This window comes from Pedobacter sp. HMWF019 (assembly GCF_003061025.1).
GTDB lineage: Bacteria > Bacteroidota > Bacteroidia > Sphingobacteriales > Sphingobacteriaceae > Pedobacter.
Genome location: NZ_QAIL01000366.1, coordinates 1 through 25,998 on the forward strand (window position 1 = coordinate 1; position 25,998 = coordinate 25,998).

Sequence of the window (25,998 nt, forward strand, 5' to 3'; positions counted from 1 at the left end):
CTCCTCTCATTAGGCTTGTCGATAATATTCAGTTTATCTGCTATAATAAAATACACAAACATCAATAAAAATAAAACGACAAGAAGAACTAAGTACAACATAAATGTAGAATTTGAGCAAAACTAAAAATTTTAACCTATATATGGCAATTAAAAAATGCACCATCTTATCTACTAAAAAAACTATCTTTGAAATACTTATGAAGAACATTATTGTAGCCATCGATGGTTATTCCTCTTGCGGAAAGAGTACTGTAGCAAAAGCTGTAGCGAAACAATTAAATTTCGTGTATATTGATAGCGGAGCAATGTATCGTGCTGTTACAGTTTATTTTCTAGAAAATAAGATTCAAATTACCGATGAAGAACAAATTAAAATGGCCTTGCTTAATGTTCATATTAAATTCAACAATGTGAGTGGCAAAACGATTGTTCTATTAAATGAGAATGACATTTCCGAAAGGATTCGGGAAATGGAAATTTCAGAATATGTTTGTCATGTCAGTGCACTTAAGCAGGTTAGAGTTGCCATGGTAGAACAGCAGCAGAAAATGGCGGATCATCTAAACATTATAATGGATGGACGAGACATCGGTACCACTGTATTTCCTAATGCCCAGGTAAAAATCTTTATGACTGCTGACCCTAAGGTAAGAGCAGACAGACGTTATCTCGAACTTCAAGCCTCAAATCAAAAAGTTACCATTGAAGAAGTATTTAATAATCTTGCCCACCGTGATTACGAAGACACCACCAGACAAGAAAGTCCTCTCATTCATTCAAAAGATGCAACTACTTTAGATAATACCAATCTTACTCATGAAGAGCAATTGAACTTTGTAATAGATCTGGTCAGGGAAGCTATTTTTGAACAGGACATCAGCTTAAATTTGAAGGTCTAAATTAAACTCTCATTCAATTATCCTAAGTAATTCAGATTCTTTCTTGTCCCCAAATAAGATAACAGGAACAGTAGTAAGGTAATATATCTGATGACCAAAATCCGTCGGATGATGCAGATAGTCTCCTAAAAGATCATTATAAACTTTTTCCTTAGGGAATTGATTAAACCTTTCATAAATATCAGCAAAAAATACATTATTCTTTTCACTTATTTCCTTCAGCTTACGATTAAAATACATTGTATATGAAGGTTTTTCTAATTCAAAATCTAGATTTTGTTGAAAGAAGCCGATCAATACACAATCTATTTTTTCAGAAATCAAAGATTTAACACCGGCTTCTATAGCCTGTAGATGATACAAAATTCTATTATCTGCCCCATGTTCATTCATTCCAAATTCAATGAAAATGAGGTCTGGCTTTTTCAATTTAATTTCCTCTAACTTTTCCGTAAACAACTGAGTAGTTGCCCCACCTTCTGCTAAGTTTGTCACTAACACCTTATTTTTATATAGTTTCGTTATTGCTTTCGCTATCAACTGAACGTATACGGATGTATTCATACCATTAAAAAATACCTGTACAGTATGTGCCCCTGCCGATATTGACGTACCAATACAATAAATCGAAATATCTTTTTTCGCTCTAATTTTTTCTTTGAGATCATTTGACAAGAAGCCCCCTTTAAATTTAATCATAGAATCCAGATGAGTTGAGTAATCCACCATTACCTGCCATTTAAGAGTAGTCTCTGGATTTCTGTCAGGACCTGGTTTAAAGGTAAATTTCCCATTACGATTTAATTTAACTTGATGATGCGAAAAATCTGGAATTAACGACTTGGCTGTTCTTTTAATCCCTCCCATTGGCGTTAATAAATAATCCAAACCCTTTTTATATATTGTAATGGATCCATTTTCGCCAATTTTATATACATTATTAATTTTAGCATCCTTCCTTAATAGATAAGCTACCTTTTCTCCCGATAAGGTTATTGTTTCCCCGCTTACTGCGAAAGCAGTATCATCTTCAGGAATATTTTGCAATTTCTTATAGCTATTCCTCTTATTACAGGACTGCAATAAAATTAGGCCCAACGCCAACGTAATTACTTTAAGGTAACAGATAGAAGGTCTTGGAAGGAGCATGTAAATGGGTATTACTTTCAAAACGACAAGTGCAAAACTATTCTTCCACTATTATAAACATAATATTATTAATAACTGGCTAATTAGCGCCATATTGTAAATAGAATTTTTACGTTATCTATTCTTAATTCCGTATTTTTAATATAAATTCTATCACTATGAAAAGGTCTAATTTTGTGAAAATATTTTTGGCAGGACTAATCCTTCCAAAAATAGGCTTTCCTCAAACCAAAAAAACAACAGGTGCTCTAACCTCAAACGTAGTAGACCCACTTACAGGGCAAAACATTAGTTTTTCACAGGTCTCTTTATTCTCGGATGGCTCATCTATGAGTGATTCTAAGTGCGACGGAGTTCTATACAAAAAGGTTGGGGACAACTACTTCAAGAGAAATTTTACAGGCGGAGTTGACCCAAAGTGGTTTGGAGCGAAGGCAGATTCAATAACAGACGATACTAAGAGCCTAAATGCCTCTATAAATTCATTACCTCAGTTAACTTCTGGCAAGGGTACCGGTGACGGCTGTGGTATCATAGAGTTGTCTGGAGCTGCTTATAAGTGCGACAATATGATTCAAATGCGTGGCGGAATAACCGTCAATGGCTATAGCTCTGAATTTATATCAAATGGCTCTGTAGGTGTTGGCTTCGGACATAATGGAACATCTCCAGCCAGTAATTCTGTAATAAACGGATTAAGATTATTTATGCCAGCAGACAACCCGCAAGCAGTAGCTATCTCTGTGCAAAACGCAGGTTGGGTAACCATTCGAGACTCAAATATCGTTCTAAAAGGAGATAATCAAACCGGAATACAAATTACTGGAAATACAAACCCTATGGGGCCCTATTACGGGGCGATAAACAACCAGAGAATATACGGCTCTGCAAAGCCAGGAAGTGGTCAAACTGGCATCAAATTTAAAATGGGAAAAGCTAATGCATCCTCCCCTGGACCAAACAGATGGACATTAAATGGAATACGCGGCATTATTGCCGTTGATACAGGAATTGATGTTGATGCAACTGACGGCCTTTCCGGTACTGACATCTCCCTGGAGGCATGCTACAACACTGCCATACGTTTAGGAAATATTCCACCAGTATATTCCGGCGGTATTTCATCCGGTGGGGTCAACACATTTAATATAAACACTAGTGCAGCATCATTCGTAAATGGGTCTGTGCTGGTAACATCTGGATTAAACCAGGGCAGATCAGCGCAAATCACCAGTGCTAAAGGAACAACCGTTAATACTTGTCTTGGATTCTTCCCGTATCCTTTTTCATCGGGAGATAACATCGAAATCTACATGCCCAAAACAAGAAATATTTCGTTTACCAACGTCAATTTGGAAACATCTCCATTATTCGTCGATTTTCAGGGAGGAGCTTCAAACTGCATCATAGACACTTCATTTAGAACACAATCAGCCGACAGCATTATACAAAGAAGAAAAATAGAAAAGATTGACAATGTTGTTTCCAGTAGAATCATCCCTTTTGTTTTCTCAGGTACTGTGCCAGCAGGGACGGGAAAAGTATGGTTAGAAACAACTCAGGGAGCATCTGACAAAGGAGGTTTTGTACTTCCTCAAACAGGATGGGTTGACGGCTTATTCAGCACTGGATCTGTTCGCACTTTAGGACAACCTGGAGAAATCAAATTGGTTCCATACGTATCAGGCACCCCACAACTAGACCCCGCGTTTCTAACTCCCGATTCACCTAACTTTGGAAATAGGGTAAAATTGATTGTTAAGGCAAATGGGTTAAATTCTGCTGGCCGGAATCTAAAAGTTCAGGCAACATATACAGGCACTACGGTTGCGGAATTTGTTAAATGCATTGTATACTTTGCCATAGCTTAACAAAGCTATTGTTCTGAAAATGATTTGGCTGTATTCATAATCCCCTGTCTTGAAGACAGGGGTAACTCTTTATGAAGTGCAAGTTTTAATTTCGAATTGCTTACAATATAATTCTCTGTCAATTTTGACAATCGCTCGCTATTTAACGGAAGTTTTAAACGATCCCCGATTCTTGACAGAAAAATCAGCAGACCTTTAGGTAAGGCCCATAATTTAGCTTTTTTACCACTAGCATCACTTAAACAACTAACCACCTCGTTAGTAGAAAGTGGCATATCATCTGAAACATTATAAATACCGCCATTTATATCAGCCCTGTCGATAATCTCAGTAATCACAAAACATAGGTTTTCCACGCTTAGAAACGACCTCTTATTTTCAAAAGCTGCCAAAGGATATGGAATTCCTTTCTTTACAAATGAATACAATAAGTTTAAATTTCCTTTATTTCCTGGTCCGTGAATCATACAAGGCCGCAATATATAAATTGATTTTCCTTCGGGTAATGATTGAGACAAAATGTACTCTTCTGCCAGCAACTTCGACTTACCGTAATGTGTTTCTGGAACAGCCTTATCTTCTTCTAACAGGACGTTCTCAACGATATCCGCAGCAGCCTTAACAGAACTGATAAAAATAAATTTAGAAGCTTTAGATTTCAAAAAGGCATCAAAAAGATGTTTTGTCAATTCAAAATTAACCCGGTAATACTCTTCCGGATCTGAAACACTTTTTAAATCATGTGCTTTACCTGCAAGATGTACCACTACATCAATGTCTTCTAAGGCACTAATTGATACATTTTCTAAAACGGATCTTGAAATCAGTTTTAAATCAGTATGATGTCCAAAAGACAAATATTTCTGTAAATTTTGTCCAACAAAGCCACTAGAACCTGTAATTGCTACTTTCATTTATTTCAAATTAGAAAATACATCATCAACCCATGACGATAGTGAATATTTATTGTAAACGCTTTCTTCCACCTCATCATAACCCGAAGAAAGGAATTCATTGTCAATAACCGGGTTTTCCCTATCAATTAAGGAAATATTTTTAGTATTGTAAAAATCATAATTCAAAATATCCTTATTGGTTGTAATGAGCTTACGCTTTGCACCTAAAACCTCCAGAGTCCTAATCGTTAGACCCGTTTGATTAGGATGGTTAATATCAATTATAGCAGTAGAATTGGAAATTACATCTAAAACATCCTCCTTCGACATCCCCTTAAAAGAAATATCCTTAACATTTACATTTCTGAAATTCGGATCAACCATCCAATAATAGGCTATTAATACAGGATGTTGTAAAAAAAAGAAAAAGAAATTATTTAACGGGGATTTAGATGTACTAACAAATCTCTTAATAACACTGTATCTATCTGAATGCGCCGTACCAACAAAGGAAAGATCAAACTTATATTTTGACTTAACACCTTCTTTACCTATCCTTTCATAGTGATTAGTAAAGAATAAGGGTCTAAACTTCAAACCATATTTTTCTGAATTACTCTTATCAAAAGTTAGCGTCCTATCGTATAAACCAAGCGTCTCGATAATATAGGGTCTATTATCAATACTATCCCACATATACAGAATAAAAGTGGTATCCTTAAACTGGGACCTGTAGAATTCTATAATCTCTTTGGAAAAACCCTCAGGAATAATTGCTAATAAATAATCAAATTTCCTATCACCCATTTTTTTTAGGTGATCACTGAAATAATTAAAGACTTTCTTTTTACCTAAGCTCTCAGCAAGCTTTAGTCTAAAAAATGCTTTATTAATCGTACTATTTTTAATCCTGTCATCAATATAGTACACAAAAGCTCCCCTTCGCTCTAATTCAATTTGAATCTCTTGTTCGTAGTTAAAATACCTCGGTGATATTAATAAAATATTCTTGCCAGCAAGATCTAAAGTCATAAGTTCTTTTATTTATACAAACCTTTAGCTTTCATTTCTTCAATAGATTTAGCGTATTTGTCTTCAGTTACCGCTTGTTGCAATACCCATTTCGCAAAATTTTTGACTCCGGCATCAAAACTGAATTTTGGTTTAAATCCCAATTTATTTTCAATCTTAGTTAAATCTGCATAATTGTGTCTGATATCTCCAAGCCTATAATTACCAGAAACTGTAACAGGAACATCAATCCCATATTGTTTAATCAATGTGTTGGCAACCGTCAAAACATCCGTCGCGATTCCCGAACCAACATTAAAAATTTCCCCATTTGCATTCTCTTGTTCAATACCAAGAATAGTTGCATCAACCACATCATCAATATAAACAAAGTCTCTACTTTCTTTACCGTCTTCAAATATGTTAATTGCATTTCCATTCCTAATACGAGTTGAAAAAATGGACAATATCCCTGTATATGGATTTGAAAGGGATTGACCTGGGCCATAAACATTCTGATATCTGAAAGCAACCGCCGCTATACCAATCGTAGGACATACAGTCATAATCATTTGTTCTTGATTTTGTTTTGTGATCCCATAAACAGATGAAGGGTGAATCTTAGATTCTTCATCTGTTGGAAGAAGTTCCAAATCTGAGTTTGAACCTTCAAATTGAACTTCAAAATTACCATTATCCATCGCAGCAGCAATCCGATGTTTTGGATAAACAATTCCAAGCTCAGGGCTTTTGTATTTTCCCTCACCATAGATGGATCTTGAAGAAGCAATCACTACCTTTTTAACCTGGTGGGGGAAATTAGCTAATAGATCAAGCATTATTGCTGTTCCATTTATATTAATATCAACATATTTTTGAATTTCATACATCGATTGTCCAGTACCGGTTTCAGCAGCATAATGAACGATAACATCTTGTTTTTCGATTGCTTTCTTCCAATCATCAACAGAGGTAACTGTTCCATGAATAAAATTAACTTTGTCCTTAATACAAAGATATAATGGAGATGTTTCTACAGGATTTTCTCCGTGGATTTGTTTGGAAAGATTATCTAATACAGTGATGTTATATCCTTTCTCAATCAGTTTTAAGCTAAGATTCGAGCCAATAAATCCAGCTCCGCCTGTAATTAACACATTTTTAGTTACGCTCATTTTTTTAAATTTTTTGCCAGTTGTTTGTATCAAAATTAAATTGCTTAATAACTTTTGCAGGTGTTCCAACTGCAATACTATATGGTGGTATGGATTTCGTAACAACAGACATTGTCCCAATAATGGATCCCTCACCAATGGTAACGCCAGGTAAGACACTCACAAACTCTCCAAGCCATACATTATCCTCTATATAAACAGGACTTGTCTTATAAAGACGTTCCTGCGGTTTTGAATCAGGTCGGCTATCAAATTCATCGCCAGCATAACTACCATGCGAACAATCTGAAATATAGATTTTACTTGCCATCAAAACATTATTGCCAATAATAACCTTCTCCATTGCAGTAATATGTACACTATCGTTTAATTGCACATTTTCGCCTATGAATAATTTTGTTATTCTCTTGTCCTCATAATCCTCCACCTCTAATCGACAACCTCTTCCAGTAGTAAATCCCTTCCCTATTTTCATAAGCCCTTTGTTTCGTATGTCTATAGGTAATCTGATAATTTTAGCCTTAGGCATAATTATCATTGTGATTATCTTACTACATATAAGATGGAAAACCCCTAAAAACCCATATCTTCTGAAAACATTCATCATATTACAATTATTAAACCCTATATTTCTTTATGCGTTAAAGCCATCCCCTTTGTGAGTTTTATGTAATCAAATACAAAAAGAAGCATCTGAATAAATTTCGCAGCCAAAATAGCCCAAAGGAAACTGTTAAAATCCATCTTCATAACGATTACAAAGGCAAAAAAAACAACAAAAAGTACAATATATTGAAGGGCGTTCCAAAATATTATTTTCTCCTTATCATAGGCTATAAAAAAGAAATCCATAAATGACTTTGCCTGCATAATAGAGATTGCCCCCATTAAGAAGATTGAGCTATTTTGGATGTTATATTTTGCGAAAAGCGCATGAAAATAAGGTATATTATACACGATTAATACTCCAATAACAATCACAAACTGTATAAAACAAAATATACTTATCCATTTTATAAAATATACAATTACACTTCTTATATTTTTAGCTTGTTTCGCTATTTTTATAATTTGCGGCCCCACTTTCTGGGCCATAATATTACTAATCAATGTACCAGCTTGATTAATGACACTCAATAATCCATATGCACCAGCAAGGGCAAAACCTATCGATGAGCCTATGATACTTTTATCAAAAAAAGCAGGTATAGAAATCAGAGCATTACTAAAAAATAATGGAAGACCTTCTTTAAAGGCAGAAATCGGCAAACTCCCCTTTGAAGGAATCACTAATTTTTCCCGTTGAAGATCTAAGCTTTTAGACAAAGTGAAAACTGACAATATTATAGATATGGTGGAGGCTAAAGCCTCTGCTATAAAAAGATAGGGTACATACTTAAAAAGTTTGGCTATCAAGAGAACAATAATGAAAGAAATAATCGATCTAACAAACTGTATCCTTCCAATGTAAATTAATAATCCTGTTGCTCTTATCCCCGAAGCTATAATGTTAAATACAGCAGTTGTTAAAGTCAAAATTGAACTCCCGATAATCGTGACGGCATCTAGCGTGCCTGTTAAATACCATACCGTAAATGCCACAATAGGTAATGTGATTAAGCATCTAAAGGTTAGAATACGTATAATAACAAAAGTATCAGCTAATATTTCCTTATGCTGCCCATCTAAATGACACCTGGGATAGGTTTTAATTGTGGATTCAATATTACCGAAACTAAGCATAGTTCCCATAAAAATACAGATTGCATAGAGTGATGCATATTGTCCGTAGATACTAGGACTAAGGAAGATCGCTAATAAAAAACCCTTAAATATTGAGAATCCAGATGTAGAACCAATTGAAAGAATATAGGCTAACCCATTATTTCTTCTAAATTGTTCAATTGAATTTTTAACTGCAGTCTTAACCATGCGAAAATTTCCTTTTATTTTGTGCTATAACAATCCCCAATAACATTCCAAAAGCCGGGGTAGCTAAAGAAAATTGACTTAATGCAATAAAGAAAACAGTGTATTTAAGCCACCCAAATTTCCAATTCATTGGTGCAATAAAAATCTGTTTCATCATAAAATATATGAATGGAACTCCAACAAAGCCCAATTGAAACAAAATAATACCAATACCGGAAGGAGGGCCTGCATTACTTAAAAATAACAATTCTTTATTTGAACGCAGGAGCTCTATTCTTTTTGCCAGCCAAGCCTGATGGGCGACCCCGTTTGGCATAAAGAAGTCTTCAAAAACACCTTTAATAGAAACATATGCTCCAACAATCCTTGCATTTACACTTGCATCAGCGGTTATAAATTCCGTAGGATATTTAATGAAATTATTAAATAAAACGACCATCCTAGAAGAATCATCTGTCTGTGCTAACGGTGAGATACTACCCGAAAAAAGCATCACAAAAAATACCAGGACAAAAAGAGATGCAAATCTAGTCCACCAATTTCTCTGAAAGACCAGAAAGACAAGTCCTCCCATTCCCAAAGCCAACAAAGCACTAGAGGATTTAGCCAGAAAAAGGGCCTGAAAAATACAAATAAATACAATTTTTTTAGACCCACTTACCAAATACGCCAGGATCCCGATCAATAAAATATGGAAGCCATAGTGCGTTGGTTCTGGCGCAAGAGCCAATACACCTCTACCACCAGTTCCTCCAATTTCGGCTACATCGCTATGAGTACCAATCAAAAAGGACATAAATGACGTACTAACTAATGTTTGAACGAGACCAACTCCTAACCAAATAAAAGCTGTCCAAATTAAAATTTTCTTTATTGCATCAGGATATTTTAAGTAAGCCACAAAAGAAGCCAAAGAAATTACCGGCAGAGTAAGATATGTCGTAAAATACTTAAAATCCTGATCATCACTATAAGGATAACTTGTAAAGATAAAGAAGAGTAACCCAACTAATCCAAACAAGATCATCATAATATAAAACTGATGATCTCTAAAATTATAGAGAAATTTTGTATTATATAAGCAATATAAGAAACCAAATATCAGTGCATAAGGCTGATTATAACTGGCAGTTGGTATAATTTGGATATACGGAAAACAAACAAAAAGTATAAATGTTGCTGCTAGTGCATAGTCGACCTGGTCTATTGATTTAAACCCAGAGCGAGAATTCGGTTTAAGATGATCAGCTGTATATAAATGCGTCATACTAGATTCTAAACAAATTCGCTGTCTATTGCGAACAATATATTCTTAAGGTTCTCTTCTGAATAAAGATCAAAAGATGGCCCAGGATTACCAGGATACGATTGCCTTACAATATCTGCCAATCCATTTATAATTCCATCAAAATGGTTCTCATTATGCTGATCAGAACGCAAATTCTTTAAGTACAAGCCAAGATCATTCAAGGCATTAACAGCCTGAATTCCTGGGAATTTCTTATAAAAAACCTCTCCTAATACAAATACCCTCTTACCAATTATAGCCGCATCCAACCCAGCAGTACTGTTAATGGTAACGATAGAATTTACATTTTTCATTAATTTCCGTCCAGACTCCCGTCCATAGATAAATTTAACGTTGCCATACTTTTTTCTAAGATCCAGCCACTTTTTTGCTTTTAAAGCTCCAAACTGATTAGGATGTTCCTTCATGTAGAGCACATGACCTTTCGGTAACATACGCAAAATCACCTCAATTAAATCTATCTGGTTAAAATAAGGAAGTCCATAGTAAAGCAAGGAAGCCTCTGGCTCATAATGTAAAGGATACAATAATGCTCCTTTCTCATATTCAACTGGAAGTTTATCATAGCCTCTTTTAGATGCTATTAAGCATTTCAAATAGAAAACATGTTCAGATAAAGATCCAGCAACCTGAAAGTCGCTCAATATTGGGAATAATTTATTATACCCAAAAGCCCTTAGCACCCTTACGACTTGAATCAGTTTAACCTTAAAAGTAGTATTGGTTATTGGAGGGGCAGATCCCTTTCTTTGATTAAAGTAATTTGGTTTGTTTTTCCCTAAAAACTGAAAATGATAACTCGGCCCAGATTTATCTTCTATAATTCCCATGCCAAAAGAATTTATCTTTTCAAGCACTTCATTACTCAATTTTTCCTTTCTGCTTTCGTTCAAAGAATATGGCATCCTATCAGAAATACTATTTGTAAAATAAAAATATCCAGGAAAATAGCAGGGATTAAAGAATTTTGGCTGAGTACCATTCTTCAAACAAAAATAGTATAAGACATGCGTTGTAAACAAGGCTACTGGCTCACTAAGCAAAAAATCAAATTTATGTGTATTGAATAATTCACTTATTCCTTTAAAAAGGGCCGCTGCTATCTTTTCCCGTTCCTTTACTGAAAATTCGATTAAATATCGATCAGATAGGACTGGAGACCAATTAAAATCAGTGAGAGATCTAAAATCATCAGGTTCTTCCCATTTTAAGTTATCAGAATGAATATTTTCTTTAATCAGCCTAGAAATATTCATCACCACTTTTCCACCTTTCTCAGTTACAGTACGCTCCTCCTGATCACTTTGTACAATGTAATAATAATCTCTATTTACATCCATCTCACCCAGAGTTGGGCAAAGCACGGCTAAATAGGATCTTGAAAAACATAAGACACTTTTTCTCATCTGTTTATTGTTTTTTGTAATTAAGGCTTAATAAACCATATTCAATAATATCATGGTATTCTCCTTGTTTGTATATAGCTTCTTTTCGAATTCCCTCTTGTTCCATTCCGAGCTTCAAGGCTAATTTTTGCATTCCAATATTCTCAGAAGATGTACCACAGTATATTCTATGTAAATTTAAAACAGTGAAGGCATGATCCAAGATTAATGCCCCTGCTTCATACATCACTCCCTTACCCCAGTAAGCCTTTTCACCTAATAAAAAAGCAATCTCTGCATTCCTATCAATCCAATTAATTCCCTGCAAACTAATATTCCCAATATGAGTCTCTGTTTCCTTATCAATAACGGCTAAGACCAGCATATTATGTGAACCGCTGGTATGATTCACATAATCTTTTAGCTTATTTTTTGTCATAGGAAAACGTCCATGGGAATTAAAACTGGTAATATCAGGATCATTTAACCAGATTGAATAATTGCCATCCACATCTTTTTCCTCCAATCCCCTTAAATAGATATTATTCCCGGCTAAGAACATATTATTGCTAATTTTTTCCATTACACATACTTTAAAATTTCAGTAATTAAGGTATCTCCACCTGCTTTAATACCCACATTTAACTCTTCAAAGGGGTCTGTGATAGTATCAGGTCCGATAAATCTAACTACCGGTTTTCCCATAATTTGGGCTTCAATTAAAAAAGAAGAAAAGAAACCGACAACGATGTCAGCAAAGAAAATCGTCTCATTTACATCAATAGTAGATTCAACAAGAAAAACAAAAGAATAATTTTCTGTTATTTTCTTAAGACCCTCAATTTGCTGATTAGGATGCATTTTAATGAGTATAGCCCAATCTTCAATTTCTTCTTTACGTTGCTCCAATAACTCCATAAATTTTGACGTAGCCGTTAGCTCATCAAATCCATAAGTGGACTTCCCATTTATATTAGAAAGAGGGTCTGGGGCAAAAACCACTATTTTCTTAAATTCTATATCTGAACTGATTTTCTCAAGGTATTGATTTTTCTCTACTTTAGGAAGCCACTTAGAAAGCCACTGATGATAAGGATTTCCAGAAATAATCACCAGGGAAGAATCAATTCCATCTTTAATAGCAATTTCTTTTGCTCTTTGATCAATAACCCAGATAAAATCCGGAAAACAGAATTCTCCATCTTTCATCAAGAATCTTTTAGCAATGGAGGTCCAATGGTCAACAAAAGAAATACAGGGTATTCCCAGCTGTTTAGCTAAAGAAATGAAACACAATTCTAGGTCAGAAGTATAAGATGTTCCAGTAAAGATAACCTCTGGCTTAAAATCATTAATAATATCTAAGGGAGTTGCATCTGGGAAACTGACTGGCACACCAAAATCTCCATAAAAACTATATGACCGATCAGAGATCACCAAAACATCTGATATCCCATCTTCAGCAATCAAAGACAAACATGGTTTAGCACCTCCCGGATCACTAAAAACAAAAAGAACCTTACCTTTAAGCCGTGGTCTCAACACTTTTTAGTTCATTAATATTATTAAATATTTTTTTAAATGCCCTAACCACATCATCCATATCCTGCTCACTCATTCCAGGTCTCATAAATTCATGAGTAAATAGAAGTTCAAAATGCATCTTTTCTGTTACCGGACATGTTCCCAGCTCATACTTCAATGTCAATTCTGCCGCTGCAGGATGTTGAAAAGCCCATGCAGCCCTTTCTTGATAAATAGGTTGTAAGTAGATTGGCTTAACGTAGCCCGCACCAATCAGAGGAGCAGTTTCCCTTAAAATCGCTGATGGCAGCTCTGCTTTCAAAGCATTGACAAATGTATTTCTATCAATACCTGCAATTTCCTTGTTAAATTTTATCGGATGAACATAATAGGTATGTACTGAACCATCTTTTGGTGCTGGTTGTAATTCCAGTGCCGGAAATTGAGCCAATTGCTCATTTAAATAAGCAACATTTTTTAGCCTTTCTTCCAATAGTCCAGGCAATTTTTTCAATTGCTGTATGCCTATAGCACATTCTATCTCGGTCATACGATAATTGTAGCCGATTAAATTTGTCAAGTCTTCCGTATTACGTGGGCCAACTATATTTTCTGCGTGATTACGGATCATTTGACAACGTTCAACAAGTTTATCAGAATTAGATGTGATTACTCCACCCTCACCGGTATGAATATGTTTATGATAATTCAAACTAAATATTCCAAGATCGCCAATCGTTCCAACATATTTACCTTTATACTTTGCCATTGGAGCTTGAGCACAATCCTCAACTACATATAAATTATGCTTTTTCGCTAAATCCATTATAGGATCCATATCTGCAGGATGCCCAAAAATATGAACAACAAGTATCGCTTTAGTATTAGCTGTAATACATTTCTCAATACTTACCGGATCCATACAAAACGTAACTGGATCAATATCAGCAAACACAGGTACCCCACCATAAATAAGTGGAGCAATAGCACTTGCAGACATGGAATATGGAGACACAATAACTTCATCGCCTGGTTGAATACCAATAGCACCCATTGCCGTAAACAAACCAGAAGTATTTGAATTTACAGAAACGGCATGTTTAACGCCGATTGCATCAGCCCATTCCCTTTCAAATCTCTTCACATTCGGTCCTCCCAAAAAATCACTATGCTCGGCGCCTAAAAATTGGGATAAATTGCCTGTATCAAGAACCTGCATTACAGCATCCTTTTCTTCTTGTCCAATCGTATTATAAGCGGGGAAAAGTTCTGTTCTTACTGCTTCTCCACCATTAATTGCCAGTTTTGCCATATTAATCTTTTATATATTTTAACATTTTTTGGTTAAGGACGATGGACGATAAAAAATTATCCTGATCTGCCACTCCTTTTGTTAGTTCAATTGCCTTGTCAGTTACACTTTTCATGTAATCTTTTAAGCAATTGGTTTGAGTTAATCCTGTATTAATATTCAATGGTTGTAAAAACCCATTGAATTTACCTGCTTCGTAAATTTCGATCAAATCACCCGCATTCGTTATAGATATCTTAGTATATTCCAGGAAAATATCAATTTCAAAATGAGAGAACAGCACATTGCTTAAACCCAAAACATTAATATTTATATCACCCCAGATAGCCTGTAAAGACAATGTCGGATCGTAATCAAACTGATCAAAAACCCGATTGTGAGATTGGATCTCCTCCAATGTCAGGTTTTTATCCGTCAAGAATTCGATCAGATCAAAAGCGTGGCTACAATTATTAATAAATCCTCTTTGATACCTTACGCTAATATTAGTTATTTTTTCAGTTGTTAATTTTAAAAGTATATATTCCCTTAATTTCTTAAAAGCAGGAAGAAATCTTCTTATATAATTAACCAGAACTTTTGAATTACTATTGGCATAACTTTCCTTAAGTTGCTCAAGTTGTCCAAAATCAATAGAAACCGGTTTTTCACATATAATGGTTTTCACACTGGCAGTAAAAGACTGCTCCAACAGATCTAAATGTGTTTTTGTAGGTGTGCAAATACTTACACAATCAAAATTCCGCAATATATCAACATTAATATCTTCTACAATTTCACATCCATAGAGGTCTGATATCTCCTGAACAAATGATTGATTAAGATCAAATATGGAAACTGCCGTTTCAGGATTTAAATGCCAGGCTTTAACATGGGTCTGAATTGCGTCAGTATGTTTATCATATTGAGCACCAATATTCCCGCAACCAATCACCAACACTTTGTACATTTTATTTCTTTAACCTCTCTAGTAAAAAAGTATACTTTATTTCTGCAACTTTCCAGTCCTCTTCTGTATCTATATCCTGAACTTCAGATTCAGGCATTTCATAAGGGAGCGTATAGTCCGAGAACAATTTCTTCCTTTCCAAAAATGCACTGGTTCTAACAAAATAGAACTGTCCGCAATCATGGTATGCCGGGGGTAAATCCTGCGATCTCGTATTCATGTGTTCAGGCCAGTTCATCTTTACTCTTCCTTCTTCGATTTTAAATGAACGAAGTATTGGAAACCCAAAACTCACAACAGGAACCAAAGAATCAGCCTCACTTTCCTTCAGCTTTTTAAAAGCTGTTTTAAGCTTCTCAGAAGTAACGAATGGTGCAGTAGGATAAATACAGCAACTATACTCAAATTCTTCCCCAAGCGCCTTATAAGCATCCAAGACTTCCGATATTACGTCTGCTGTGGTTGCAAAATCATTAGAATTGTTGGATGTTCTCATAAATGGAACACTTGCACCAAGAGCCTTTGCAATTGATGCAATTTCCTCATCATCTGTAGAAACCATCACTTCATCAAAACAGCCAGCATTTAGTGCTGCATCAATTGAATATTTAATAATTGGACTCCCCAAAAAGTCTTTAATATTTTTCCTTGGGATCCGTTTACTTCCCCCCCTGGCCGTGATGATCGCAATAGATTTTTTCATAGTTCGCTTTATTATAGTCTTAACAAATTCTTTAATTTATCCGGATCCAGGTCCGGCCTTAATGTTTTGCCAATTTCAAATAGTTTCACTTTATTCTTTTTAATCAAACTAGGCATGATCATAAATGGCGTCGATGTATTAAAGGTGAAAAATAAAGCCAGCCTACCTTCTTTGCAGCGACTGCCGTAGTGATAGCATTTTGCAGGATCTACAAAAACAGATTCGCCGCTTTTGCCATAAAAATATTTCACCTCACCGTCACCTAATTCTTTTAAGAATCGCTGATCATCTATTCTTCTTATAAGAATCGAAGGCGTAATCTTTCGAGAATCGGATTTACTAACAAATACAAATGGACCGTGGCTTTTGTCAATTACATCATTTAAATATACAATTGCATGAAATGATTTATTATCCCCGAAATCTTTATGCCACATTTGACTCTCTCTCAATTTTCCATCCGTTGGATAACTATACAAAACTTGTAAACTTTCAAACTGCACTTTGTTGCCAAAATAGTCCATTGCAGGATCAAGTATATCTTTAGAAAACGCCAATCGAATTACCGGATTCTCTATAGTAATATCTTCATCCAGCATCAAATTTTTAAATGGATGACCAGTAGGCTTAGGAACAACTCCTGCAATTCTAGGTTCGTATAAAGACTGTATCTCTTTAAGAACATCTTTATCAAGACTCGGTCCCGAAGTGTACCCAATCTCATTAACCTCCTTTGAGCTGGGAAGTAAGGAGGGAGCTGCTTTTGAAAATGACTGTCCCTGTATATTGGCTAGCATGGACAAGTGACGTATACCTACTAAGCGCCAACGTAAAAAACCAACTGCTTTTCTTATTGTATTCATAATATTATAATTTATAAATGTGAAACCCAATCTTCGTTCGCTACATCCGAGACTTTTTTTACTGGCACACCAACATAAATACCCGGTTCTGTGATAGATTTGTTTACTAAAGACATCGAACCAATGATAACGTTATCGCAAATAGTGATTGGTCCCAACACTACAGAATTTGTCCCGATAACCACATTATCCCCGAATTCAAATACTTTCTTCTCTTTATGCTTCAGTAAAAATTCCTTATCTTTTGGTGAACGTCCACCTAATTTAACTCCAGCCATCATCACGACCCTCCCACTAGAATAGATTCCATTTCCACCTAATAAAACACCACTGGGATGAGTTATAGAGAGCTTTTTTACGTTGATAGAAAAAGACATCAACTCTATACCGTAAATGATTAACAGAAACCTATCTATAAAAAGACTTATGTATTTCCCTATGAAGGGAATTTTATAATATAAGAACCTGGAAATTCTGATATGAGTATTAATTTGCCATATTATTGTGAATATTTTCCTGATCCCCATGACTATAAAATATTAAATCAAGTCGAAAGTTAAAGCAGTTCCTCTTTTTGCCGCTTTAGTGATTTTTTTACCTATCAATTGCTCAAAATACTTAGGCTGTAATCCCAAACCTGGTCTAATGATCCTTATATTCTCCTCAGTAAATACATCACCTTCGTTCATATCCTGGACAACATAAATCGATCTCTTAAAAGTAAGACTTTTTTTCTCTTCTTCTAAAATGCCGTAAGTAACCTTCCCTAAAGCAAGAAAGGCCCTTTCTGTCTCCTCTACCAGAACCTTAAATTCTGCAGGTTCCATAGAAAAGGACGAGTCGACACCACCTTCAGCTCTATTTATTGTAAAGTGTTTTTCAATTACCCTAGCTCCGAGAGCTACAGAAGCAACGGAAACGCCAACGCCAAGTGTATGATCGGATAAACCAACATGGCAATCAAATAACTGAGCCATGTGCGGTATCGTTAAAATATTTGTATTCTCAGGTGTTGCCGGATATGTACTTGTACATTTTAGCAAAATCAATTCCTTGCAGCCATTTTCCCTTAATGTACGAACAGCTATTTCAATATCTGCTAGAGTTGAAATACCCGTAGACATAATAACAGGTTTTCCGGTCTGTGCAATTCTCTTTAGCAGAGGCAAATGGTTATTCTCAAAAGAAGCAACTTTATAGACAGGAACATTCAACTCCTCAAGCAAATCGACTGAAGTATTGTCAAAGGGAGTACTGAAGATCATTATGTTTCTCTCTTTAGCACGTTCAAAAAGAGGTTTATGCCACTCCCAGGGTGTTTGAGCCTCTTCATAGAGTTCGTACAAATTTCTTCCTTTCCATAAGGATTTAGGATCTGTAATATTAAATTCATTGTGCGATACATTTATAGTCAATGTATCTGCTGTATAAGTTTGCAATTTTACAGCGTGCGCACCAGCGTCCGCAGCTGCATCAATAATAGCAAGCGCGTTTTCCAAAGAACGATTATGATTGCCACTCATTTCAGCAATAATAAATGGCTTATGCCCTTTACCTATTACAATATCTTCAATTTTAATATCTTCTATCATCACACTATATTTTATATAATATATAACTTGGAATCCCTTTAATTACTTCTTCTTTATAACCTTCAAATCCAGCCTTAATAAAACATTTATAAGAGGCTATATTATTTTTAAAAATGTAGGCAGATATTTTTATGCCTGGGGTTTTGACTTTAAAATCTGCGCATGCAGTATTTAACATTTCAACAGCATAACCATTCTTTCTATAATTAATATCAACAGAAATACTGATTATCGCTTCATTTTCACTCGTATATTCTATTCTAACTTGACCAATTGCTTCTCCTTTATCATTTGTAAAAATGTAAATAGACCTTTTACCAGAACACAAACCTTTATCAAACCATTTTTTATGGTCTTCAAAAGGTATTGACTCTTTGTTGTATGAGTTCTCTCTCGCAGTTGGATCGTTTGCCCATTCATATAAAAGTTCAACATCCGAATCCGTTGCATATCTAAATTTTAACATCCTACAATTGAATTGATTTCATTTAATATACGATTACCTGATTGTCCGTCAACAACCTTTGCTTGCCGATCAAGCATTTTTTGATTGATCAGTGTGGATTTCAATAATTTCAGCTTAGCTGTAATATCCGCAACAGAAACCGTATTGAAATTCCCAAGCGAAAGACCACATTGATCCGTTATCAACTGATTATGAATAGCATTTTGATTGTCAAAAGTTATCCCTGTTAAAATTCCACTCTTTACGCAGCATACTTCCAAAGCTATTGAACTGGATGGAACAATACATATATCACTCCCCCAAATCAACTCAACCATCATTGAAGCAGATACATTTCTTTGAATGGAAACTTCAACATTTTCCTTATTTAAATCTACAAATTCTACCAATTCCTCGCGGTGTGCATATACCCCTCCAACAACAACAACAATACGTTTAACAAATTCTTCCTTCAAACAAGCAGAAACAACCTTCTTGGTGATGTTCGATGGATCAGCTCCTCCCATACAAATAAAAACAGAATTTACCTTATTTATCTTTTTAATCCGCTTTGCTGCATCTAAAAACTCTTTACGAAGAATCAAATAATCAAAGCCTGCTAAAACTTTTGTATTTCTGTCTTTTCTATATTGCCCACTAATAGCACTACTGCCGTGATTTATAACAAGATCTGCACAAAAAAACTCTTCAGCCAGGTCATCGATCATAATAAGTTTAGCTGATTTATATTTTAAAAACTGCTGATAATCATAATCAAAATGATACCCATCAGTAACAACAATATCCAGTGGATTAAGAATTTTATCCAATTCTCTAAACTGCCCTTCCTTATCCAGCGCATTCAAAATGATAACCTCACCAAAAGGGCTAATAATTTCTTTAAGAATATCAGAAGGCTGGGCAACAACAAAAATACAAGTATATTGCGTTCTTACCATCTCAGATAATGCAATACATCTCATAATGTGGCCAAGACCAATTTTGCCATCACCATCAGCCCTAAAAACAATTCTACGCTGTAAAGAATCCATTTATTTTATCAATTACAAATTGCTGCTCCTCATTCGTGAGCGTAGGATACATAGGTAAACTTATGCAGCCCTTATAGTACATTTCAGAATGAGGCATATCTCCCTCTTTCCATCCAAATTGTCTATAATATGGCATTAGATGACATGGGATATAATGTATCTGAGCATAAATCTGATGCTCTTTTAGATAATCATATAATCCCAATCTATTTTCAGTTTCTATAACATATAGATGATAAGCATGGCCTTCGATAGAACCGCTTTGTCCTTTAATATATGATTTGTCTTTAAATGCCTTTTCATACGTTATTGCAATCTCCCTCCTTCTTTCAATTCCTTCATCCGCCCTATTTAATTGGCTAATACCTAAAGCGGCCTGAAAATCAGTAAGTCTATAATTGTATCCTAATGTCTGCATCTCCATATACCAACCTGGATAAGCATCTTCTCCACCCGCAAATTCAATACTATTTGTATAAGCAGCATCTGACTTGACTATACCATGCGTTCTTAATTGAATTAACTTCTGATAAAGGGACTCATCATTAGTTGTAATCATACCGCCTTCTCCTGAGGCAATATGCTTTACCGGATGGAATGAAAAAATCGCAAGATCTGCAAAACTTCCATTCCCGCAATTTTGCTTACGGGCATTAGAATCATTGAAATAGCCACCAGGAGCATGGCAAGCATCCTCTATTATCCACAAGTCGTACTCATCAGCTAATTTTCTGAAAGCTTCCAAGTCAACTGCCCTCCCCGCAAAATCCACGGGAATAATTCCCTTAAAAGTACCTTTTGGAGCCGACTCTAAAAGGCTTTTAACACCATTTAGATCTAATAGATAAGTCTCCTGATCAATATCGCTAAAAACAACATCTCCGCCACAATACCGAACGCAATTTGCAGATGCAGCAAAGGTAATAGGAGTAGTGATAACTTTATCTCCCTCTTTAACTCCTAGAGCCAAAGTACATAAATGTAATGCAGCCGTACCATTTGCTACAGCAACAGCATACTTACACCCTATATATTCAGCAAAGGCATTTTCAAATTCTTTGATTTTAGGTCCCTGCGTTAGATAATCAGATTTCAGCGTTGTAATTACTGCGTCAATATCTTCCTGCGTAATATTCTGACGACCATAAGGAATAATCTTATTCATATTTAAAATTCAAAAGTTGAATCAACATGTTCTTTTATCAGCGTCCGTAAGCCATCAACCGTTTCCCATTCTGTATTCTCCCCAGAATTATAGGCAAAACCAGAAGGAACAAGCTCTGCCTTAAATTGGCTTTTAAACTCTTCAATGCTCCATTTATGGGTAGCAGGCAAAATCGTATAATATTTACCAAGGTCATAAGTATAAAAAGAGTCAGATGGCGTTATCATTTCTTCATGAACCTTTTCACCCGGTCTAATTCCTACTACAACTTGTTCACAATTCGGACCAATTGCCTCTGCAACGTCCGTAATTCTGTAAGAAGGAATTTTAGGCACAAAGATCTCCCCACCCCAAGCATGCTCTAATGCGTGCATGACCATATCTACTCCACCTTGCAGGGAGATATTAAACCTGGTCATATTTGGATCAGTAATTGGAAGCTTGCCCTCCTTTTTCTTATTAAGGAAAAATGGAATCACAGACCCATTAGACCCCATCACATTCCCGTATCTAACTACAGAAAAACGAATTGGATTATTTCCTCTAATGTTATTTGCCGCAACAAACAACTTATCAGAAGTTAATTTAGTAGCACCATATAAATTTATTGGCGCACAAGCTTTATCTGTAGACAATGCGACTACTCTCTCTACACCCGCAGCAAAACAAGCATCTACAACGTTCTGTGCACCACCAATATTAGTTTTAATACATTCATCTGGGTTATACTCTGCAATCGGAACATGCTTCATCGCTGCAGCATGAATCACATAGTCGATTCCTTGCATAGCTCTTACCAATCTTTCTTTATCTCTTACATCCCCTATAAAAAATCTCACCTGAGGATATTTATCTGCAGGATACTCCTGAGCCATTTGAAATTGCTTTTGCTCATCTCTAGAAAAGATAACCAATCGCTTTATTTCAGGATGCTTTTTTAAGATATGGGAAGTTAAAGCCTTACCCAAAGATCCGGTTCCGCCGGTAATTAAAAGTGATTTGCTGTTAATGCCTAACATAGTTTTTATTTATCTATACTTGTTTTATAATCTACCTTCTACCAAGGCTCTATCAATACATGCCTTTGTGTCAAAAATAATCCCGTTTGATTCTCTCACTTTCGCGTAATCCAACGTCAAAAATTCATTATGTGCAACAGCTAATATTACTGCACTGTATTCAGTAATATCAGGTTGATCAATAATTTGTATTCCGTATTCTTTCTCAACATTTTCTTTCACTACCCATGGATCAGACACATCAACTTTAAGCCCAAATTCACGCAATTCATTATAAATATCTACTACCCGGGTATTTCTAAAGTCCGGACAGTTCTCTTTAAAGGTAAAGCCAAGTATTAAAACCTTCGCCCCCTTAATAAGATGCCCCTTCTGAATCATCAGCTTTATTACCTTATTGGCAATAAACATTCCCATATTGTCATTCACTCTTCTTCCAGAAAGAATAACCTGAGGATGATATCCCAAGGACTCTGCCTTATAAGCAAGATAATACGGATCCACACCAATACAATGTCCACCAACGAGTCCAGGTTTATATTTCAAGAAATTCCATTTTGTTCCTGCAGCATCTAATACGTCATTTGTATCTATCCCAATACGATCAAAAATTAGAGCTAATTCATTTACGAATGATATATTAATATCGCGTTGCGCATTCTCAATTGCTTTTGAAGCCTCCGCGACTTTCAAACTAGGCGCCTTATATGTTCCAGCAGTTATAATGGAGGCATATAAATCATCCACAAATTCAGCTATCTCTGCCGTAGAGCCAGACGTAACTTTTTTAATCGTGGTAAGTGTATTAATTTTATCTCCTGGATTAATTCGTTCAGGAGAGTACCCACAAAAAAAGTCAATATTAAACTTTAGACCACTTACCTTTTCCAAAACAGGCACACAATCTTCTTCAGTACATCCCGGATACACAGTAGACTCATAAATTACAATATCATCAGTCTTAAGAACTTCTCCAATCATCTCAGACGCTCTTAGGAGTAAGGTTAAATCCGGCGACTTGAATTGGTTAATTGGTGTAGGAACTGTTACAATATAAATATTTGCATCTTCCAGATCTCTTTTATCACAAGAAAGATGTAATCCGATCCGACTTTCCCATCCTTGCTGCAGAACAGAATTAAGGCTATCTAGATCAGACTCCAGGGTAGAATCCGTTCCCCTCACCAATTCATTAATTCTTTCAGCATTAGTGTCAAAACCTAAAACCTCAAACTTTTTGGCAAATTCAACAGCTAATGGCAGGCCAACATAACCCAATCCTATTATTGCTATCTTCCTATTTGATATCCCAGGTTTCATTTATTTAGAATCGTCTAAAAATATCCCTAAAAATCGTTTTCAAAGTTATCTTCCGTTCTACATCATCAGAATAATAGCCGTAACCATATCCATAACCGTAGCCGTAGCCGTAACTACCTCCAAGCTTAACACCATTAAGAACAACATTAAGCTTAGGCAGTTTATTTTGTTTATATAACTTATCAAGATTTTTGATTTGATCTTTGAAAGTAACCCCCTGACGTACCAGATAAACTGTTGCATCTGCCAATTTGGATAAAATCTGAGCATCCGTTACTAAACCTATAGGAGGTGTATCAACCAAAATTTCGTCAAAATTATCCCTCAAATATTCGAAAAGAGCGTCCACCTCAGATTGAATCAGTAACTCCGAAGGATTTGGAGGAATAGGACCAGAGCCAATCACAAACAGGTTTGGGTGTATATTGGAGTCCTGAATAATTTCAGACACATCTGCCTTACCAATCAAATAATTACTAAATCCTATCTTGTTTGCCAACTTAAGATACTTACTCACTTTAGGTTTGCGCAAATCCAACTCTAATAAAACTGTTCTCTTTCCACTTATAGCAAAAGCAGCAGCAATATTACTAGAAACAAAACTTTTTCCTTCACCAGACATACTTGAAGTCAAAATCGTCACCCTGCCTCTACCTTCCTCTTTCTTCCCATGTACAAATTGCATATTCGTCCTAATAGACCGAAACTGTTCTGCAATAGCTTTTCGACTTGTAACTTCAACAACAATGGGCTCTGACCCTTCTTCATAAAGTATTTCACCTAATAACGGCGCATCAGTTAACTTAGCTATATCAGAAGCACTCTTTATCTTGTTATTTATCAATTCTTTTGAATAAAGGTAGCCCACCGGCAATAAAACACCTAACAAAAGAGCAACAAGATAGGTAACCTGTCTTTTGGGCTTAATAGGACTTTTAGAAGAAAAAGCTGGATCAACCACACGGCTATCTGCAACCGAAGAAGCATAAGAAAGAGCCGCTTCTTCCTTTTTCTGCAAAAGATATAGGTACAAAGTTTCCTTTATACCCTGCTGACGTTTAATGCTAATGAATTGCCTTTCTTGCCCAGGAATTTTTCGAATTGAATTTTGAAACTGAGCATTATTCTGATCTAATGCCATCTTCGTATTTGTTAACGATGAGTAGATATTTGACAAACTAGACCTAATTGACGCCCTAACCGTTTCAACTTGTTTATTAATTGGTACAAGCAATGGATTGTCCTCTTGAGTAGTCGCTAATAATTGGTCTCTTTTCGATTGTAATTCACTCAATTGATTGATCTGGCTCAACAAAACCGGATCATCTATTCCAAGTGTACTTGGTAATTTTTCCTGAGTAGATTTTGAATCAACAAATTTTTGAATATCCTTAACAACACCCAATTTAATATTAATTTCATTTAGCTTAGTATCGTTGTCTTTAACATTATCTAAGAAAAGAGAAGCCTCACTACTAATATCTGTTAAGCCATGACTACTTTTAAAAGTTTCGACATTTTTTTCAACATCGGTTAGTTCTCCGGTTATTAATTTTAACCGTTCATCTATAAATCGAAGAGTACTCTGGGTCGTCTGATTTTTATCCTCCAAAGCCGCCTCATTGTACACCTGTACCAAGGTATTTAAAATATCTTCTCCACGTTTAATTACGTTTGTTTGAAAACCTAACTCTATCACCGTGGACTGTTTATTGGTAAGAACAACATCTAAGTTTCCTAACAAAGAATTAGTAACAGCCTTGGGGTCACTAATTGTAATGTTCATAGGTTTATTGTAAGAATCGGCAAAGTCAGGGGATTTCTTGATTTCATAAACCCCAAATGAGTTTCTCTCCAAACGATTTAACAAACCCGATACCTTCCTTCCATTCTCCGCATCAACCAAAATATATTTATCCTCGCTTGGATAAGAAATATTTAGTTTTCGGCCATATAATGAGCTATCAATTGAAGTAAAAACAAAATTTATGGGCCGGCCTTCATAAATATCTGAATTGACAACCCGGCCTTCAATCTCATATTTAACACTTAAGTTCAAACGCTCTACAACCTTTGCCATCAAAATCTTAGATTGTAGAATTTGCATTTCATTCTCTACAACCTTTGATCCCCCAAAAAGATCCAACTGATTTAACAAATCGTCAGTTGGCGAACCGCTGTTTTTGTGGTCCTTAATTAGCAAAGTACTGGTAACTCTATACAAAGGCTGGGTATATCTTAAATAGAGGTAGGCACCTGTAAGGCAAAGTAAAACTCCTACTAAAAAAACCGGCCAATGATATATATATTTTTTAAAGATTTCTCGAAGATCTACTGATTGATTCTCGCCAGAATTATTGCCAATTGAATCAATTATATGCTGTTCAGTGTTAGTCATTAAAGTGGGTTATAGGCGGGTAATAAT

At 35.5% G+C, this 25,998-nt stretch carries 24 protein-coding genes; 2 read left to right on the forward strand and 22 right to left on the reverse strand.

Annotation, left to right across the window (positions count from 1 at the left end):
* Nucleotides 1-142 precede the first annotated feature (142 nt).
* Nucleotides 143-901, forward strand: a complete 759-nt coding sequence (gene cmk, locus DBR11_RS19985; RefSeq protein WP_199233899.1) for a (d)CMP kinase — start codon at nt 143-145, stop codon at nt 899-901.
* Nucleotides 902-910: 9 nt separating this feature from the next.
* Here cmk and DBR11_RS19990 read toward each other — a convergent pair whose 3' ends face one another.
* Entirely contained in the window at nt 911-2,050 is a 1,140-nt protein-coding gene (locus DBR11_RS19990; RefSeq protein ID WP_108554387.1) for an SGNH/GDSL hydrolase family protein, read from the reverse strand.
* A gap of 158 nt (nt 2,051-2,208) precedes the next feature.
* Here DBR11_RS19990 and DBR11_RS19995 point away from each other — a divergent pair, with 158 nt between their 5' ends.
* Nucleotides 2,209-3,921: a hypothetical protein gene (locus DBR11_RS19995; RefSeq protein ID WP_108554388.1), complete on the forward strand. Its 1,713-nt coding sequence runs from the start codon at nt 2,209-2,211 to the stop codon at nt 3,919-3,921.
* Between the two features lie 5 nt (nt 3,922-3,926).
* Here DBR11_RS19995 and DBR11_RS20000 read toward each other — a convergent pair whose 3' ends face one another.
* The 21 genes from DBR11_RS20000 to DBR11_RS20100 all read right to left on the reverse strand — a co-directional run bounded on the left by DBR11_RS20000 (nt 3,927) and on the right by DBR11_RS20100 (nt 25,971).
* Complete coding sequence (locus tag DBR11_RS20000) at nt 3,927-4,835, reverse strand: NAD-dependent epimerase/dehydratase family protein (RefSeq protein ID WP_108554389.1); 909 nt, start codon at nt 4,833-4,835, stop codon at nt 3,927-3,929.
* Complete coding sequence (locus tag DBR11_RS20005) at nt 4,836-5,849, reverse strand: capsular biosynthesis protein CpsH (protein WP_108554390.1); 1,014 nt, start codon at nt 5,847-5,849, stop codon at nt 4,836-4,838.
* Between the two features lie 8 nt (nt 5,850-5,857).
* Complete coding sequence (locus tag DBR11_RS20010; protein WP_233260839.1) at nt 5,858-7,036, reverse strand: NAD-dependent epimerase/dehydratase family protein; 1,179 nt, start codon at nt 7,034-7,036, stop codon at nt 5,858-5,860.
* The gene (locus tag DBR11_RS20015; RefSeq protein ID WP_108554392.1) at nt 7,008-7,610 is read right to left on the reverse strand and encodes an acetyltransferase; all 603 of its coding nucleotides are present in this window, start codon (nt 7,608-7,610) and stop codon (nt 7,008-7,010) included. The genes DBR11_RS20010 and DBR11_RS20015 overlap by 29 nt, the downstream gene beginning before the upstream one ends.
* A gap of 17 nt (nt 7,611-7,627) precedes the next feature.
* Entirely contained in the window at nt 7,628-8,935 is a 1,308-nt protein-coding gene (locus DBR11_RS20020; RefSeq protein ID WP_108554393.1) for an oligosaccharide flippase family protein, read from the reverse strand.
* Nucleotides 8,928-10,202, reverse strand: a complete 1,275-nt coding sequence (locus DBR11_RS20025) for a hypothetical protein (RefSeq protein ID WP_108554394.1) — start codon at nt 10,200-10,202, stop codon at nt 8,928-8,930. Before DBR11_RS20025 ends, DBR11_RS20020 begins: the two co-directional genes overlap by 8 nt.
* Nucleotides 10,203-10,210: 8 nt before the next feature.
* The gene (locus DBR11_RS20030; protein ID WP_233260840.1) at nt 10,211-11,500 is read right to left on the reverse strand and encodes a hypothetical protein; all 1,290 of its coding nucleotides are present in this window, start codon (nt 11,498-11,500) and stop codon (nt 10,211-10,213) included.
* Between the two features lie 154 nt (nt 11,501-11,654).
* Nucleotides 11,655-12,212, reverse strand: coding sequence for a GNAT family N-acetyltransferase (locus DBR11_RS20035; RefSeq protein WP_108554396.1), 558 nt, complete (start codon nt 12,210-12,212; stop codon nt 11,655-11,657).
* Nucleotides 12,212-13,171, reverse strand: a complete 960-nt coding sequence (locus DBR11_RS20040) for a CDP-glycerol glycerophosphotransferase family protein (protein WP_108554397.1) — start codon at nt 13,169-13,171, stop codon at nt 12,212-12,214. The genes DBR11_RS20035 and DBR11_RS20040 overlap by 1 nt, the downstream gene beginning before the upstream one ends.
* Nucleotides 13,155-14,465, reverse strand: coding sequence for a DegT/DnrJ/EryC1/StrS aminotransferase family protein (locus DBR11_RS20045; protein WP_108554398.1), 1,311 nt, complete (start codon nt 14,463-14,465; stop codon nt 13,155-13,157). The genes DBR11_RS20040 and DBR11_RS20045 overlap by 17 nt, the downstream gene beginning before the upstream one ends.
* Nucleotide 14,466: 1 nt before the next feature.
* Nucleotides 14,467-15,414, reverse strand: a complete 948-nt coding sequence (locus DBR11_RS20050) for a Gfo/Idh/MocA family protein (protein ID WP_108554399.1) — start codon at nt 15,412-15,414, stop codon at nt 14,467-14,469.
* 1 nt (nt 15,415) lies between these two features.
* Nucleotides 15,416-16,117 (reverse strand): pseudaminic acid cytidylyltransferase, encoded by a 702-nt coding sequence (gene pseF / locus DBR11_RS20055; protein WP_108554400.1) that lies wholly within the window; start codon nt 16,115-16,117, stop codon nt 15,416-15,418.
* 11 nt (nt 16,118-16,128) lie between these two features.
* Nucleotides 16,129-16,980, reverse strand: coding sequence for a hypothetical protein (locus tag DBR11_RS20060; protein WP_146186600.1), 852 nt, complete (start codon nt 16,978-16,980; stop codon nt 16,129-16,131).
* A gap of 11 nt (nt 16,981-16,991) precedes the next feature.
* The gene (locus DBR11_RS20065) at nt 16,992-17,357 is read right to left on the reverse strand and encodes a hypothetical protein (protein WP_158275340.1); all 366 of its coding nucleotides are present in this window, start codon (nt 17,355-17,357) and stop codon (nt 16,992-16,994) included.
* Between the two features lie 162 nt (nt 17,358-17,519).
* Nucleotides 17,520-18,572: a pseudaminic acid synthase gene (gene pseI, locus DBR11_RS20070; protein ID WP_108554403.1), complete on the reverse strand. Its 1,053-nt coding sequence runs from the start codon at nt 18,570-18,572 to the stop codon at nt 17,520-17,522.
* Nucleotides 18,573-18,576: 4 nt separating this feature from the next.
* Entirely contained in the window at nt 18,577-19,038 is a 462-nt protein-coding gene (locus tag DBR11_RS20075; RefSeq protein ID WP_108554404.1) for a GNAT family N-acetyltransferase, read from the reverse strand.
* Entirely contained in the window at nt 19,032-20,069 is a 1,038-nt protein-coding gene (gene pseG, locus DBR11_RS20080; protein WP_108554405.1) for a UDP-2,4-diacetamido-2,4,6-trideoxy-beta-L-altropyranose hydrolase, read from the reverse strand. Before pseG ends, DBR11_RS20075 begins: the two co-directional genes overlap by 7 nt.
* The gene (gene pseC, locus DBR11_RS20085) at nt 20,050-21,234 is read right to left on the reverse strand and encodes a UDP-4-amino-4,6-dideoxy-N-acetyl-beta-L-altrosamine transaminase (protein ID WP_108554406.1); all 1,185 of its coding nucleotides are present in this window, start codon (nt 21,232-21,234) and stop codon (nt 20,050-20,052) included. The genes pseG and pseC overlap by 20 nt, the downstream gene beginning before the upstream one ends.
* A gap of 2 nt (nt 21,235-21,236) precedes the next feature.
* A complete protein-coding gene (pseB, locus tag DBR11_RS20090) occupies nt 21,237-22,253 on the reverse strand; it encodes a UDP-N-acetylglucosamine 4,6-dehydratase (inverting) (protein WP_108554407.1) in 1,017 nt (338 codons plus the stop codon).
* 24 nt (nt 22,254-22,277) lie between these two features.
* On the reverse strand, nt 22,278-23,573 hold the full coding sequence (locus DBR11_RS20095) for a nucleotide sugar dehydrogenase (protein ID WP_108554408.1): 1,296 nt from the start codon (nt 23,571-23,573) through the stop codon (nt 22,278-22,280).
* 4 nt (nt 23,574-23,577) lie between these two features.
* Entirely contained in the window at nt 23,578-25,971 is a 2,394-nt protein-coding gene (locus DBR11_RS20100; protein ID WP_108554409.1) for a tyrosine-protein kinase, read from the reverse strand.
* Nucleotides 25,972-25,998: the final 27 nt, after the last annotated feature.

Bases quoted from the DNA above. Each gene is read 5' to 3' on its own strand.
- DBR11_RS20065 (WP_158275340.1), bottom strand. From the start codon at position 17,357: ATGTCTTTTTCTATCAACGTAAAAAAGCTCTCTATAACTCATCCCAGT.
- pseC (WP_108554406.1), bottom strand. From the start codon at position 21,234: ATGAATAAGATTATTCCTTATGGTCGTCAGAATATTACGCAGGAAGAT.
- DBR11_RS19995 (WP_108554388.1), top strand. From the start codon at position 2,209: ATGAAAAGGTCTAATTTTGTGAAAATATTTTTGGCAGGACTAATCCTT.
- DBR11_RS20075 (WP_108554404.1), bottom strand. From the start codon at position 19,038: ATGTTAAAATTTAGATATGCAACGGATTCGGATGTTGAACTTTTATAT.
- DBR11_RS20060 (WP_146186600.1), bottom strand. From the start codon at position 16,980: ATGAATACAATAAGAAAAGCAGTTGGTTTTTTACGTTGGCGCTTAGTA.
- DBR11_RS20045 (WP_108554398.1), bottom strand. From the start codon at position 14,465: ATGGCAAAACTGGCAATTAATGGTGGAGAAGCAGTAAGAACAGAACTT.
- DBR11_RS20000 (WP_108554389.1), bottom strand. From the start codon at position 4,835: ATGAAAGTAGCAATTACAGGTTCTAGTGGCTTTGTTGGACAAAATTTA.
- DBR11_RS20025 (WP_108554394.1), bottom strand. From the start codon at position 10,202: ATGACGCATTTATATACAGCTGATCATCTTAAACCGAATTCTCGCTCT.
- DBR11_RS20030 (WP_233260840.1), bottom strand. From the start codon at position 11,500: ATGAATATTTCTAGGCTGATTAAAGAAAATATTCATTCTGATAACTTA.
- pseG (WP_108554405.1), bottom strand. From the start codon at position 20,069: ATGGATTCTTTACAGCGTAGAATTGTTTTTAGGGCTGATGGTGATGGC.
- pseB (WP_108554407.1), bottom strand. From the start codon at position 22,253: ATGTTAGGCATTAACAGCAAATCACTTTTAATTACCGGCGGAACCGGA.
- DBR11_RS20020 (WP_108554393.1), bottom strand. From the start codon at position 8,935: ATGGTTAAGACTGCAGTTAAAAATTCAATTGAACAATTTAGAAGAAAT.
- DBR11_RS20015 (WP_108554392.1), bottom strand. From the start codon at position 7,610: ATGATGAATGTTTTCAGAAGATATGGGTTTTTAGGGGTTTTCCATCTT.
- pseF (WP_108554400.1), bottom strand. From the start codon at position 16,117: ATGAAAAAATCTATTGCGATCATCACGGCCAGGGGGGGAAGTAAACGG.
- DBR11_RS20005 (WP_108554390.1), bottom strand. From the start codon at position 5,849: ATGACTTTAGATCTTGCTGGCAAGAATATTTTATTAATATCACCGAGG.
- cmk (WP_199233899.1), top strand. From the start codon at position 143: ATGGCAATTAAAAAATGCACCATCTTATCTACTAAAAAAACTATCTTT.
- pseI (WP_108554403.1), bottom strand. From the start codon at position 18,572: ATGATAGAAGATATTAAAATTGAAGATATTGTAATAGGTAAAGGGCAT.
- DBR11_RS20050 (WP_108554399.1), bottom strand. From the start codon at position 15,414: ATGTACAAAGTGTTGGTGATTGGTTGCGGGAATATTGGTGCTCAATAT.
- DBR11_RS20095 (WP_108554408.1), bottom strand. From the start codon at position 23,573: ATGAAACCTGGGATATCAAATAGGAAGATAGCAATAATAGGATTGGGT.
- DBR11_RS19990 (WP_108554387.1), bottom strand. From the start codon at position 2,050: ATGCTCCTTCCAAGACCTTCTATCTGTTACCTTAAAGTAATTACGTTG.
- DBR11_RS20100 (WP_108554409.1), bottom strand. From the start codon at position 25,971: ATGACTAACACTGAACAGCATATAATTGATTCAATTGGCAATAATTCT.
- DBR11_RS20035 (WP_108554396.1), bottom strand. From the start codon at position 12,212: ATGGAAAAAATTAGCAATAATATGTTCTTAGCCGGGAATAATATCTAT.